Source organism: Candidatus Hydrogenedentota bacterium, from assembly GCA_012730045.1.
GTDB lineage: Bacteria > Hydrogenedentota > Hydrogenedentia > Hydrogenedentales > CAITNO01 > JAAYBR01.
Genome location: JAAYBR010000108.1, coordinates 1 through 13,790, shown reverse-complemented (window position 1 = coordinate 13,790; position 13,790 = coordinate 1). Strand labels below are relative to the sequence as shown.

Genomic DNA, 13,790 nt, shown 5'->3' with positions numbered 1-13,790 from the left:
GTTTTGGGTATAATGGGCGCGCTTTTCGCGGCGCGGCGGAGCGCGGCGGCAACCGAAGGGAAGAGACACCATGAGCGAGCGGTACACCATCGGGCTGGATTTCGGGACGAACTCGGTGCGGGCGCTGCTGGTGGCCGCGGCCACGGGCGAGGAGGTCGCCACCAGCGTGTTCGACTACCCCACGGGGGACCGGGGCGTGATTCTGGACGACCGGAACCCCGACCTGGCGCGGCAGCACCCGAAGGACTATCTGGACGGCACGGTGGCGGTGGTGCGCGACGTGCTCGCGCAGGCCGCGGAGCGCGGGGACTTCTCCCCGGAGCAGGTGATCGGCATCGGCGTGGACACGACGGGCTCGACGCCCCTGCCCGTGGACGCGCAGGGCGTGCCGCTGGCGTTCCAGCCGGAGTTTGAGGACAACCCCGCCGCGATGGCCTGGCTCTGGAAGGACCACACGGGCCACGCGGAGGCGGCGGAGATCACGGCGCTGGCGGCGGAGACGCGCCCGCAGTACCTGCTGAAGTGCGGCGGGGCCTACTCCTCCGAGTGGTTCTGGTCCAAGCTGCTCAAGATGAAGCGGGCGGCCCCGGAGGTCTTCCAGGCCGCGCACTCCTGGGTGGAGCACGCCGACTGGATGACGGGCCTCCTCACCGGGACGGACAACCCGGCCCAGCTCAAGCGCTGCGTCTGCGCGGCGGGGCACAAGGCCATGTTCAACCCGTCGTGGGGCGGCTATCCGGACGCGGAGTTCGTCGGGGCGCTGGACCCCGCGCTGGCCCGCATCCGCAAGACCCTGCCCGACACGGCGTATGACGTGGGCGACCGCGCGGGCCTGCTGACGGTGGGCTGGGCGCAGCGCCTCGGCCTGCACGCGGACATCCCGGTGGCCATGGGCGCCTTCGACGCGCACCTGGGCGCGGTCGGCTCGGGCATCCGCCCCGGCGTGCTGGTGAAGATCATCGGCACCTCCTGCTGCGACATGATGGTCGCCCCCATGACGAAGGACATCCCCGGCCTCTGCGGCATCGTGCCCGGGTCCATCCTGCCCGGATGCTTCGGCCTCGAGGCGGGCCAGTCCGCCGTGGGCGACATCTTCAACTGGTTTGTCGGCGGCATGCGCCCGGAGGGCGACTCCCACGAGACCCTCACGGCGAAGGCGAGGGCCATGAAGCCCGGCGCGTCGGGCCTGCTCGCCCTCGATTGGCACAACGGCAACCGCACCGTGCTGGTGGACCAGCGGCTCACGGGCGGCCTCGTCGGCATGACCCTTCACACGAAGCCCGAGGAGGTCTACCGCGCGCTCATCGAGGCCACCGCCTTCGGCGCGCGCGTCATCATGGAGCGCTTCATCGAGTACGGCGTCGCCGTGGACCGCGTGGTCAACTGCGGCGGCATCTCGGGCAAGAACGCCCTGCTCATGCAGATTTACGCCGACGTCCTCAACCGGCCCCTGGAGGTCTCCGCCAGCAGCCAGACCTGCGCCCTCGGCGCGGCCATGGCCGGCGCGGTCGTCGCCGGACCGGTTGCGGGCGGCCACGCGGACTTTGAGGCGGCGGCGGACGCCATGGTCCGGATGGACGACAAGGTCTACACCCCCATCCCGGAGAACGCCGCCGTCTACGACCGGCTCTTCGGCCTGTACCGGCGCCTGCATGACAGCTTCGGCGTGCGCGGCCACCAGGACAGCCTCTTCGACGTCATGAAGGGGCTGCTGGCCCTGCGCGACGAAGCGCGGGCCTGACCGGCCGGAGCGGGATTCCGCAAACCCCGGGAGAAGCGCATGAAGATAGTCGTTGCGAGGCCGCGCGGGTTCTGCGCGGGCGTGGACCGCGCCATCCGCAGCGTGGAGCAGGCCCTGGAGCGCCACGGCGCGCCGGTGCACGTGCTCAACCACATCGTCCACAACGCGCACGTGGTGGAGGAGCTGCGGGGCAAGGGCGCGGTCTTCGTGCGCGACCTGGACGAGGTGCCCGAGGGCGGGCTGGTGCTCTTCAGCGCCCACGGCGTCGGCCCCGACCGCTGGGCCCACGCGAAACGCCGCGGCCTGAACGTCATTGACGCCACCTGCCCCCTCGTGGAAAAGGTCCACAACGAGGCGCGCCGCTTCTCGGAAAAGGGCCGCACCGTCATCCTCGTGGGCGAGGCGGGCCACGACGAGACCGTGGGCACCATGGGCTGGGCGCCGGGCCACATCCTCCTCGTGCAGACGCTGGAGGAGGCCGGGCGCGTCGCCGTGCCCGACCCCGCCAACACCGCCTACATCACCCAGACCACGCTCAGCGTGGAGGACTGCCGCGCCATCGTGGAGGTCCTCAAACGCCGCTTCCCGGAGATCCAGGCCCCGCCGCGCGAGGACATCTGCTACGCCACGTCCAACCGCCAGGCCGCCGTGGTCGCCCTCTCGCCGGAGGCCGACCTCGTGCTGGTCGTCGGCGACGCCGAAAGCGCCAACTCCAAGCGCCTGCGCGACATCGCCCGCGGCATGGGCAAGCCCGCCCACCTCATCCCGGACGCGGGCGCCATCCGGCCGGAGTGGCTGGACGGCGTGGAGAGCCTGCTGCTGACCTCGGGCGCGTCCGTGCCCGAGCGGCTGGTCGCCGAGGTCATCGAGTATGCGCGCGCGCTGGGCCCCTGCGAGGTCGAGGAGCGCACGCTGGTCGAGGAGGACGTTGAATTCCGACTGCCCAAGGAGCTGCTCAAATGAAGAACGCCATTAACTGGTCCGTCCTGATGCTTGCGGGCGCCTGCGCCCTGTCCGCCCAGGCCTACGAGGTCGCCGCCTACTACTTCCCCAGCTACCATCCGAACCCCGTGTACAGCGAACGCTACGGGAGGGACTGGACCGAGTGGAACCTGGCGAAGGCGGCCACGCCGCGCTTCCCCGGCCACGACCAGCCCAAGGTGCCCGCCTGGGGCTACGAGGACGAGTCGGACCCCGCCGTCATGGCGCGGAAGATAGACGCCGCCGCCGACAGCGGCGTGGACGTGTTCCTCTACGACTGGTACTGGCACGACACCGGGCTCTTCATCGGCGACGGGCTGGAGAAGGGGCTTCTCAAGGCGCCCAACCGCGACCGGATCAAGTTCGCCCTCATGTGGGCCAACCACGACTGGATCGAGATTTTTCCCGCGAAGGCCGGCGTGAAGCCCGAGACCCTGCACCCCGGCCCGGTCACGCGGGAGACCTTCGTGAAGGCCACGGATCACATCATCCAGACCTACTTCTCCCAGCCCAACTACTGGCGCGTTGACGGCAAGCCCTACTTCTCCGTCTACGAGCTGATGACGCTCATCCAGGGGCTCGGCGGCGTGGAGGCGACCCGCGCCGCGCTCGACGACTTCCGCGACCGCGCCCGGAAGGCCGGCGTCGGCGAGCTCCACCTGAACGCCGTCATGTGGGGGGTGCAGGTGCTGCCGAACGAGCGGACGGTGAAGAACCCCGAGGAGCTGCTCGGCAAACTCGGCATGGACTCCGTCACCTCCTACTGCTGGATCCACCACGTGGTGCCCGAGGGCTTCCCGGCGGCGGAGTACGCGCCGTGGATGGAGAAGTCCGCCGCCCTCTGGCCCGACTTCGTCAAGCGGTGGCCCGTGCCCTACTACCCCAACGTGAGCATGGGCTGGGACTCGTCGCCGCGCACCACCCAGTCCGACGTCTTCGAGAACCGCGGCTACCCCTACACCCCCGTGGTTGTGGGGAACACCCCGGCGGCGTTCAAGGAGGCCCTCATCCGCGCCCGCGCCTTCCTCGACACCCAGCCCGCCGACCGCCGCATCCTCACCATCAACGCCTGGAACGAGTGGACCGAGGGCAGCTACCTGGAGCCCGACACCAAGAACGGCACCGGCTACCTCGACGCCCTCCGCGAGGTCTTCGGCGGGAAATAAGATTCAACGCAGAGACGCAGAGAGCGCAAAGACCGCGGAGGGGAAGGCATGCGGGAGAATGAGGTTTCCGAGCGCGTCATTGGTGCGGCGATTGAGGTTCATCGCGCGCTGGGGCCGGGACTGCTTGAAGGGGTTTATGAGGAGGCGCTGTGCCATGAGTTGCACCTACGCGGCATGGCATTTGAACGCCAGAAAGCGGTTCCCATTGCCTACAAGGGCGTGAAACTCTCCACCGATCTGAGGCTGGACCTGATTGTCGAAGGTCTTGTGATTGTTGATGTGAAGGCGAAGGAGGAGATGACCAAGAAGGACCACGCCAAGACGCTCACGTATCTGCGGCTCACAGGAGTCCGGCTGGGGCTGAATATCAACTTCCACGAACCCCTGCTGGTGGACGGCGTCAAGCGCATCGTGAACAGCCTGATCTGACTCTCCGCGCCCTCCGCGTTCTCCGCGTCTCTGCGTTGAAAATCTTCCGCAGGGATGCGGGACCTACCGCTGGCCGAGGAGCACGGAGAGGTCCGAGGTGCCGCGGTTGAGGGTGATGAAATCGGGGATCTGGTCGCCGTTCACGTCCTGGTAGAAGCTCACCAGCGCGGTGTCGCCGGTGAGGAAGTGGCGGGACGCGTCGTAGCGGCCTGCGCCGCGGCTGATCCGCACCACGGCGTAGCCCGCGGCGTGGGTGGTGAGGATGTCCGCCTTGCCGTCGGCGTTCACGTCGGGCAGGAGCACGGCGACGGGGAGGTCGCCGACGCCGAGCTTCTCGCCCTTGGCCAGGCGGCCGCCCTGGGCGCCCGCGGCGATGTAGACGCCGTCGCTGCCGGGGTGCGCGGTCACGGCGTCGGTCCGCCCGTCGCCGTTGGGGTCGCCGAGGGCCAGGTCCGCCGGATAGGAACCCGTGGCCACGCGGAGCATGCTTTCCGTGTTGAAGGTGCCGTCGCCGATGCCCAGCAGCCGGACAATGCGCGGCTCCGCCTGGTCCGACGACTGCTCCGGGTCGCGCGAGCTGGTGGCGATGATGTCGGGGGTGCCGTCGCGGTCGAGGTCGGCCAGACCCGCGCGGAGGGGGTAGCTGATGTTGCGCATCTCCGCCGGGGCGGCGAAGGTGCCGTCGCCGCGGCCCAGGGCCACGCTGACACTGTCGGCCCCGCTGTTCGCCGAGAGCAGGTCCGGCCGCCCGTCGTTGTTCACGTCGCCCAGGGTGAGCGAATACGAGATGGGCAGGTACGCCGACCCGTCGGGCAGCAGGTTGACCGCGGGCCCCGCGACAAACTGCCCCGTTTCGGAGCCGAGCAGGAGCAGGGCGGTCTTCTGCCCCTTGAGGGACACCACCACGTCGGGCGCGTCGTCGTCGTTGAGGTCCGCGGCGGCCAGGGCGATGGGGATGCCGCCCACGGGCACGGGCGCGGGCTGCGCGGTGAAACGGCCCGCGCCGTCGCCCGCCATGAACACCAGCGACCCGCCGCCGGCGTTCGCCACCAGCACGTCGGTGTGGCCGTCGCCGTTGAAGTCGCCCGTCACGCCCGCCGAGGGGACCACGCCCGTGGCGAAGCGCCGGTCGCTCTCGAAGGTGCCGTCGCCGCGCCCGCGAAGCAGCGCCACGGCCTTCATGGAGGTGTCCGCCGTGACGAGGTCCGGGGCGCCGTCCAGGTCCATGTCGGCGGCGCACAGGCCGAAGGACTGCCAGCCCGACCCGAAGAAGAGCGGCGCGGCGAAGCCGCCCGCGCCGTCGCCCAACAGCACCGCCACCACGCCCAGCGACCCGGTGTCGGCCGAGTCGAAGAGCAGCGCGGCGGCGTCCAGGCGGCCGTCGCGGTCGAAATCGCCCAGGGAAAGGCGCGTCGGCGGCTTGCCAAGGGCCACGCGGCGTTCCGCCGCGAAGGCGCCCCCGCCCTGTCCCAGCAGCACCGAGAGGTCGTTGGTGCCCGTGTTCGACACCACCAGGTCCGGCAGCCCGTCGCCGTTCAGGTCGCCCGCCGCCGCCATGCGCGGCGCCAGGCCGCACCGCAGGGACACCGCGTTGTTCAGGTTGGCCCCCGACCGCATAAAGAGCGAGAGGTCGTTGGAGTCGCGGTTGACGCTGAGGACGTCCGTCTGGCCGTCCCCGGTCAGGTCCGCGGCGATCACCCAGCGGGGGCCGGTTCCCGCGGGGAAGGAGCGCGCCGCCTCAAACCCGCCCTCCGCCGTCCCCAGCAGCACCGAAACTGAGTTCAGGCCGGCGTTCGCCGTGACAATGTCCGGCAGCCCGTCGCCGTTGACGTCCGCCACCGCCAGACCGCGCGGCGTCGCGCCCGCGGGCAGCTCCCACAGCGCCGGCTCGTTGAACTCGCCGTCGCCCCGCGACGTGAGCACGGTCACCTGGCCAAAGGTCTCGTTGCAGACCAGGATGTCCGGGCGCCCGTCGCCGTTGGTGTCGCCCACGGCCAGGGCGCTCGGCGTGTCCCCCAGGTCGTAGTCCTTGGCCTTCACATACTTCGTTGCCCCCTCCGACAGGAGCACTGACACGTTCTGCTGGTCGTTGTTGATCGCCGCCAGGTCCGGGATGTTGTCGCCGTTGAAGTCCGCCGCCGCCACGTCCGTGGCCTCGCCGGACACGCCGTACACATAGCGGCTCTGGAACAGGCGGAGGTCCGAGTTGCTCAGGGGGCCGTAGGCGGTGCCCGTCGGGCACCCGGTCAGCAGCGCGGCGGCCAGACAGGCCGCCCCCGCCGTGAGGACGGAGAACCGTCCCCGGAAACTGCGGAGACGCGTTTCCTGGTTCATCGGGCATTCTCCCATGTTCTGCCCGGCTGGAGACGCGCCGCGTCCCCTGCCCGGCCTGCATCCCGCCATTATACCCCCATTTCCCAGATTGTAAACAGTTTCCCCTAGGAACGCGCGCTCCGGGCCGTTCTGTCCACATCGTCCATCTCGTCCATGCGGTCCATGGGCGTCTTGCCATGGCGGGGGCGGTTCTGCGACACTGGTCCGGCCCGCGCGGGGCTGCGGGCCGGACGGAACAGGTGAAGATTCTCCACGTCTACAAGGATTTCGACCCGCCGGTGCGCGGGGGCATTGAACGGCACATGGCGCTCATGTGCCGTTTTCAGCGCGCGTGGGCGGAGGTGGAGGCGCTGACGTGCAGCGGGGGGCCGCGCTCGCGGATGGTGGACCGCGACGGCACGCGGGTGACGGAGGCGGGGGAGTGGGGCCGGGTGCAGGGCGCGCCGGCGGCGCCCAGTTTCCCCTGGCGCATCCGCCAAAGCGGCGCGGACGTGGTGGTGGTGCATGTGCCGAACCCGACGGCGGAGCTGTCGTGCCTCATCGCGCCGCCGCGCGGGGTCATCGTGGCGCGGTACCACAGCGACGTGGTGCGGCAGGCGTCGGCGATGCGCTTTTACCGCCCCGCGCTGATGCGGTTTCTGCGGCGGGCGGCGGTGGTGCTTCCGACGTCGCAGCGGTATCTGGAGACGTCGCCGGTCCTTCGGGAGATTCCGGAGCGGTGCCGGGTGGTGCCGCTGGGCATCCTGCCGGAGGAGTTTGACGCGCCGGACCCGGCGCGGGTGGCGGCGCTGCGCGCGGAACACGGCGGCGACTTTGTGCTGTTCTCGGGCAGGCACCGGTACTACAAGGGCCTGCCCGTGCTGCTGGAGGCGGCGAAGGCCATCCGCGCGCGGGTGGTGGTCGCGGGGGACGGGCCGGAGCGGGAGGCGGCGCGGGCGCAGGCGGCGCAGCTCGGCGTGGACGCCGTGTTTCCCGGGCCGCTGGGGCACGACGATCTCGTGGCGCACCTGCACGCGTGCGCCGTGTTCGCGTTTCCCTCGGTGGAGCGGAGCGAGGCCTTCGGCATTTCCATCCTGGAGGCGCACGCCTGCGGGCGGCCCGTGGTGGCCACAAAACTCGGAACGGGTGTAGAGTATGCGAACCTCGACGGGGAAACGGGCGTGAACGTGCCCCCCCGCGACCCGGCGGCGCTGGCGGAGGCGGTGAACGCCCTGCTGGCGGATCCCGCGCGGCGGGAGGCGCTGGGCGCCTTCGCGCGGGAGCGGGTCCGCCGCGAGTTTGACGCGCGCAACGTGGCGCGCGCGGAGTACGAGGAGTACCTGCGCGCCCTGGAGAGCACCCGGACGTGACGGTGAACGAATACCTGCTGCACGGCTATTTCCTGGCGCTGTCGCTGGCGCTGTCGCTGGCGCTGACGGCGGTGGCGCGGCGGCTGGCCCTGCGCTGGGACCTGCTGGACCACCCGGCGGGCCGCAAGATCCACGTGGAGCCGATGCCCCTGATGGGCGGCGCGGCCATCGTGCTGACCTTCTACCTCGTCGTGCTGGGGCACCTGGCGGCGGTGTATTTGTCGCACCGCTTCGGGCGGGGCTATGTGGAGCGCGAGCTGTTTGGCTTCCTCGGCGAGGACGGCGGCTGGAAGATGGCGGGGATTCTCACGGGCGGGGTGATGATCTTCGTGCTGGGCGTGATAGACGACCTGCACGTGCTCTCGCCGAAGATGAAGCTGCTGGGCCAGATCGCGGTGGGGCTGGTCCTCGTCGGGTCGGGCATGCGGATCGAGCTGTTCTTCTTCACCGACCCCTTCACCTCCTCCGCGGTCACGCTGTTCTGGGTGGTGCTGGTGATCAACAGCATGAACCTCCTGGACAACATGGACGGCCTGAGCGGGGGGGTGGCGGTGATTTCCGCGGCCACCTTCTACCTGTGCATCCAGCCCTTCGCGGACGAGCGCATGGCGCGCATCCTCCTGGTGGTGTTCATGGGCGCCGTGGGCGGGTTCCTGTGGCACAACCTGCCGCCGGCCCGCATCTTCATGGGCGACTGCGGCGCCATGTTCAACGGCTACTTCCTGGCGACCATCTCCGTGGTGGGCACCTTCCACGTGGAGGGGGCCGGGTCGCGGGTGGCCGTGGCCGCGCCGCTGCTGGCGCTCAGCGTGCCGCTGTTCGACACCTTCAGCGTAATCTGGATCCGCTGGCGCTGCGGCGATTCGATTTTCCTGGGCGACAAGCGGCACTTCTCGCACCGTCTCGTGAAGGCGGGCATGAGCAAGTCCTCCGCCGTGTGGTTCATCTATTTTGTGGCCGCCGTGGTCGGGCTGGGCGGCGCGCTGCTGCCCCGTCTGGACACCCACGGCACCTTCATCATCCTCGCCCAGTCGGCGGGGGTGTTCATGCTCATCGTGCTGCTGATGAAGGCGGGCGACAACGGGAGGGGGGACCTATGACCCAGAAGACGGCCCCCGCGCCGGGCGCGGCAAAGACCTCCGGCGCGGTGTGGAACTGGCGGGCGGAATGGCCGGAGGACTTCGCCTCCCCCCACACGGCGGCGGTGATGGCGGGGTGCGTGGTCTCCCTGGGCCTCCTGCTCTTCGTGGCCGCCGCCTTCAACCTGCTCGGCCCCGTCAGGACCATGCTGGCCGGATGGGTCGGCGTCTACAATCCCCAGATGATTCCCCCCGGCGATTTCGGCCTCGCCGCGGTGGTCTGGGGGCTCGGCGCCGTGGTCATGGCGGGCATCGTCCACCCCTCGGCGGGCCTCGCCCTGCTGCTCCTGTTCCGCCCGTGGATTGACGGCTACACCTACCCCGTGGCCAACCTGTATTTCATCGCCGGCATCTTCACCGTGGCCGCGTTCTGGCTCGTGCGCTCGGCCCTCCGCGGGGGGGCGTGGCGGGGGGCGGCGGCCGCCGCGCCGCTGGCGGGCTTTGTCGCCGTGGCGGCCCTGGGGCTGTGGACCACCTGGCAGGTGGACAACACGGCGCGCCAGCTCCTGCTCTGGCTGAGTTACCTGCTGCTCTTCCTGCTGTCGGCGAACTGCGCGGGGAGCCCCGCCGCGCGGCGGCTGGTGGTCGGCGCGCTGCTGGCGGCGGTCTTTCTGGAGGCGTGGTACGCCATCCTGCATTTCCACTATCTCCTGCCCGAGGCGCGCAAGGCCGTGCTGAACCCCGAGGTGCTCCGGCAGTACTTCAACACCGACACCATCACGCCGGAGCTCGCCCGCCGCCTCAACCGGAGCCGCGCCTTCGGCACCCTGCTCTTCCCCAACAGCCTGGCGGGCTTCCTGCTCCTCGGCATTCCCCTGATGGTTTCCGGGTGGGCGGACGCGTGGCGCCGCCGGCGCGACACCGGGCCGGGCGCGGGGCGGTGGATGGCTCTGGGTGCGGCCCTGGCAGTCTGGGCCGCCGTGGCGGGCCAGGCCCTGTTCACGCTCCACTTCCGCTCCGTCTTCGTTCCCTCCCCCGCCTGGTACGCGACCCTGCCGGTTTTCGCGGTGATGGCCGCCCTGGCGGGGGCCGGGCCCGGGGTGCTGGTCCACCGCGCGGCATTGCGCGGCGGCCTGTTCCACGCCCTGCGGCGGGCCGCCCTGTGGGCGCTGCCCGTGCTGCTGGCCGTTTCGCTGACCGCCCTCTGGATGACCTACACCCGCGGGGCGATGGTCGCCCTGGCCGCCGCGGGGCTGGCCACCGCCGCGCTGATGTTCGCGCAGCGCCGCGGGCTTCGCCCGGGGATGCGCCGGGCCGCGCGGGCGGCGGCGGGGATTGTGGCGGTGGGCGGGGCGGCCTGGCTGCTCGCGGGACCGGGAATCCAGGCCCAGGAAACGGCGGCGCCGGCGTCTCCCTCCATCGTGAACGAGGGGGTTTCCCTGGGGGTGGAGGACCTGCGGGACACCTCGTCCTTCAAAATCCGGCTCACGTATTGGAATGTGGCGGCGAAAATCTTCGCGGCCAACCCGCTCCTGGGCGTGGGGCTGGGCAACTTCCATGCCGCCTACCCGCAGTACCAGTATCTCGGGGCGGGAGACGTGCGCGAGGCGCACAACGCCTTCCTCCAGCCCTTTGTCGAGACGGGCGTGGCGGGGGGGCTGCTCTTTCTCGCCTTTATGGCCGTGCTGGCCGTGTTCGCCGTGCGGCGGGTGGTTCGTGCGCCGGACGCGGCGGAACGGGGGCTGGCCCTGGGCCTCCTGGCGGCGGCGGCGGCCTTCTGCCTCCACGCGGGCATTGACATCCATTTCTCCAACGCCTCCCTCGCCATGCCCTTTTTCGTGGTGGCGGGAATGCTCTTTGCCGGCCCCGGCGCGGCGGGCGCCCTGTCCCTTCCGGCCGGGGTCCGCCGGGCTGCGGCCGTCGCGCTGCTGGTGGTCATGGCGGGGGCGCTGGGGGTCGCGTCGCGCGTCTACCTTCAGGAGCTGAGCCTCGGGCGCATGAGCTTCGTGAATGTGGGCGACGACAAGGAGCTGATGCGGATGTACCAGACGGCGGGGCGCTGCCTGGCGGAAGTGGGGGGGGTGATAGACGCGATTATCACGGACAAGCCGTACGAAAAGAAGCCGGTGCAGATGCGGCTGGTGGACGCCCTGACCCTGAACCCCGACATCCGCGCGTGGGCGGAGACGGGGGACTTCTACGGGCCCGTGCCCGGGGTGCAGGGGTCCTACCGGCGGCTGCCGCCGGACGAGGTGCCCGGCCTGGACGCGGTGCTGCTGATGGACCGGTATTTCAGGGCGAGGGTCTGCGGGCTGAAGGGGATGCTGGCGCAGATCGCCTGGCTGGAGGCGGAGGCCGCGCGCTGGCCCCACAACCAGCAGCTGGCCTACCACCTGCTCCGGTGCTACGGCCTGGTCGTGCGGACTCCGCACCTGGGCAAGGACTGGCTCCCCCAGCGCCCCGACTGGCTGGTGCGCTACCGGCACTGGGCGGACCGTGTCACGGAACTGGCCCCCCACAGCGCCGAAATGGCCCGCGCCCGCGCCGAGGCGCTCTTCCACCTCGCCATGAACGACGACGCCACGCCGCGGCTGGAGACGGTGCTGGAGGTGCTCGCGGAACACGGGCGGGCCCGCCGCCTGAGTCCGATCATCCCCCAGTACGGGCATGGACTCGCCTGGGCCCTGCGCGAGTCCGCAACGCTTCTGCGCGCCGCCGGACGCGACGCCGAGGCCGCCGAGAACGAGGCCCGGGCGGAGACCGTCCAACGCGAAACCAAGGAGCTGGAGCAGCGGCGGTGGGGACAGGGGCTGCCCTGAACCCCAACAAGACAACGGGAGACGCCATGAAACACCGCATCGCGGCCCTGCGCGGGCTCGTCGCCCAGCGGCGCGCCGACGGTTTCGTCAGCCTGGACCCGCCGGTGAACGAATACCTCACGGGCTTCCACGGGAGCGCCTCCGCCGTCGTGGTGACACCGCGCGCGGCCGTGCTCCTCTGCGACTTCCGCTACACCGAGCAGGCAAAGACGCAGGCGAAGGGGTGCCGCGTGCGCGAGGTCACCGGCGGCCTCGAAACCGCCGCCGGCGCCCTGCTCGCGGAGGCGGGCTGCGCGTCGGCCCTCTTCGAGCCGGACCGGATCAGCGTCTCCACCCACGGGCGCCTGCGGAAAGCCTTCGCCGGGGGGCGGCTCCGCGCCGCCCCCGGGCTTCTGGACCCCCTGCGCGCCGTCAAGGACGCCGACGAGGTCGCCCGGATGCGCCGGGCCACCGACATCGCCGAGGCCGCGCTGGCCACGGCCTTCCGCCGACTGCGGGAGGGCGTCACCGAGGGGGCCGTCGCCGCGCTGCTGGAGCATGAGTTCCGCAAACGGGGCGCGCAGAAGGCCTCCTTCGACACCACGGTCCTCTTCGGCGCGCGCAGCTCGCTGCCCCACGGAAAGCCCGGCGACACCCCCCTGAAACGGGGGGACATCGTGCTGGTGGACTGCGGCTGCATCGTGGACGGATACTGCTCCGACTTGACTCGCACCGCCGTTTTCGGTAATATTCCCGGCGCGTGGTTCGAGGACATCTACGCCCGCGTGCTGGAGGCGCAGCTCGCCGGACTGGCCGCGGTGCGGCCCGGCGCGGGCGCCGCGGCGGTGGACCGGGCCTGCCGGGACGTCATCGAACGGGCCGGGTACGGTGCCCGGTTCGGGCATGGCACCGGGCACGGCGTCGGCCTCGAAATCCATGAATTTCCCCGGCTGAACCAGCATTCGACCACTGTGCTCGCCCCCGGCATGGCCGTGACGGTGGAGCCCGGCATCTATCTGCCCGGCCGGGGCGGCGTGCGCATTGAAGACCTCGTGGTCGTCACCCCGCAGGGGTGCGACGTGTTGAACAAACTGCCCAAGGAGCTACAGGTAATCCGCCCATGATCTCAACAGCCGACTTCAGAAACGGACTGGTCGTCGAAATGGACAACGACCTCATGGAAATCGTCGAGTTCCAGCACGTCAAGCCCGGCAAGGGCGGGGCCTTCGTCCGCACCCGGTTCAAGAACGTCCTGACGGGGCGCGTGCTCGAGCGCACCTTCCGCTCCGGCGAGAAGTTCGACGAGGCCCGCCTCGAGGAGCAGCCCTGGCAGTTCCTCTACAACGACGGCGACCTGTTCCACTTCATGGACAACGACACCTTCGAGCAGCTCGCGGTGAATCCGGGCGTCGTGGGCGACATCGCGAAGTGGATGAAGGAAAACACCAACGCCACGCTCATGTTCCACCGCGAGAAGGTCATCTCGGTGAAGGTTCCCTCCCACGTGGTGCTCACCATCACCAAGTCCGACCCCGGGGTCCAGGGCGACCGGTCCTCCGGCGCCACCAAGCCCGCCACCCTCGAGACCGGCGCGGTCGTCCAAGTGCCCCTCTTCATCAACGAGGGCGACACCATCAAGGTGGACACCCGCACCGGCGCCTACGTCGAGCGCGTCTGAGCCTGGCCGCCGGACAAGCGGGGGCCTTCGTGTGCGCTCAGGGCGCGGCAAGCAGCGCCCCTACAGGGGAATGGCCGGGGCTTCCGCAAGCGTCCAGAGCGTGGAGCCGTAGGGGCGCCGCTTGCTGCGCCCTCCTCCCGCGCCTTGGCGTCTTTGCGTCTTGGCGTTAAAGAGGCTTTAACGCAAAGGCGCAACGGCGCAAAGGAAAGGCAAGGTAGGCACCAGCCCTCCCCAT

Annotated in this window: 10 protein-coding genes; 9 read left to right on the top strand and 1 reads right to left on the bottom strand. The window is 70.5% G+C overall.

What is annotated here, in order from left to right; all coding sequences use genetic code 11:
- Nucleotides 1-70 precede the first annotated feature (70 nt).
- Genes GXY15_11830 through GXY15_11815 form a run of 4 tightly spaced genes read left to right on the top strand, consistent with a single transcriptional unit; the run spans nucleotide 71 to nucleotide 4,317 of the window.
- Nucleotides 71-1,741, top strand: coding sequence for a ribulokinase (locus tag GXY15_11830; protein NLV41901.1), 1,671 nt, complete (start codon nucleotides 71-73; stop codon nucleotides 1,739-1,741).
- A 39-nt stretch (nucleotides 1,742-1,780) separates the two neighbouring features.
- The gene (gene ispH / locus GXY15_11825; GenBank protein ID NLV41900.1) at nucleotides 1,781-2,704 is read left to right on the top strand and encodes a 4-hydroxy-3-methylbut-2-enyl diphosphate reductase; all 924 of its coding nucleotides are present in this window, start codon (nucleotides 1,781-1,783) and stop codon (nucleotides 2,702-2,704) included.
- The gene (locus tag GXY15_11820; GenBank protein NLV41899.1) at nucleotides 2,701-3,888 is read left to right on the top strand and encodes a hypothetical protein; all 1,188 of its coding nucleotides are present in this window, start codon (nucleotides 2,701-2,703) and stop codon (nucleotides 3,886-3,888) included. Before ispH ends, GXY15_11820 begins: the two co-directional genes overlap by 4 nt.
- A 48-nt stretch (nucleotides 3,889-3,936) precedes the next feature.
- Nucleotides 3,937-4,317, top strand: a complete 381-nt coding sequence (locus tag GXY15_11815) for a GxxExxY protein (protein ID NLV41898.1) — start codon at nucleotides 3,937-3,939, stop codon at nucleotides 4,315-4,317.
- Between the two features lie 63 nt (nucleotides 4,318-4,380).
- On the opposite strand, the gene GXY15_11810 is transcribed toward GXY15_11815, so the two are convergent.
- Nucleotides 4,381-6,651: a VCBS repeat-containing protein gene (locus GXY15_11810; protein NLV41897.1), complete on the bottom strand. Its 2,271-nt coding sequence runs from the start codon at nucleotides 6,649-6,651 to the stop codon at nucleotides 4,381-4,383.
- A 239-nt stretch (nucleotides 6,652-6,890) separates the two neighbouring features.
- Here GXY15_11810 and GXY15_11805 point away from each other — a divergent pair, with 239 nt between their 5' ends.
- The 5 genes from GXY15_11805 to efp are packed head-to-tail and all read left to right on the top strand — an operon-like array spanning nucleotide 6,891 to nucleotide 13,555.
- The gene (locus GXY15_11805) at nucleotides 6,891-8,000 is read left to right on the top strand and encodes a glycosyltransferase (protein NLV41896.1); all 1,110 of its coding nucleotides are present in this window, start codon (nucleotides 6,891-6,893) and stop codon (nucleotides 7,998-8,000) included.
- Nucleotides 7,997-9,100, top strand: a complete 1,104-nt coding sequence (locus tag GXY15_11800) for an undecaprenyl/decaprenyl-phosphate alpha-N-acetylglucosaminyl 1-phosphate transferase (protein ID NLV41895.1) — start codon at nucleotides 7,997-7,999, stop codon at nucleotides 9,098-9,100. The genes GXY15_11805 and GXY15_11800 overlap by 4 nt, the downstream gene beginning before the upstream one ends.
- A complete protein-coding gene (locus GXY15_11795; GenBank protein NLV41894.1) occupies nucleotides 9,097-11,898 on the top strand; it encodes an O-antigen ligase family protein in 2,802 nt (933 codons plus the stop codon). The genes GXY15_11800 and GXY15_11795 overlap by 4 nt, the downstream gene beginning before the upstream one ends.
- A 26-nt stretch (nucleotides 11,899-11,924) precedes the next feature.
- Nucleotides 11,925-13,001, top strand: a complete 1,077-nt coding sequence (locus tag GXY15_11790) for an aminopeptidase P family protein (GenBank protein ID NLV41893.1) — start codon at nucleotides 11,925-11,927, stop codon at nucleotides 12,999-13,001.
- Complete coding sequence (gene efp, locus GXY15_11785; GenBank protein ID NLV41892.1) at nucleotides 12,998-13,555, top strand: elongation factor P; 558 nt, start codon at nucleotides 12,998-13,000, stop codon at nucleotides 13,553-13,555. The genes GXY15_11790 and efp overlap by 4 nt, the downstream gene beginning before the upstream one ends.
- The last annotated feature ends 235 nt before the right edge of the window (nucleotides 13,556-13,790 follow it).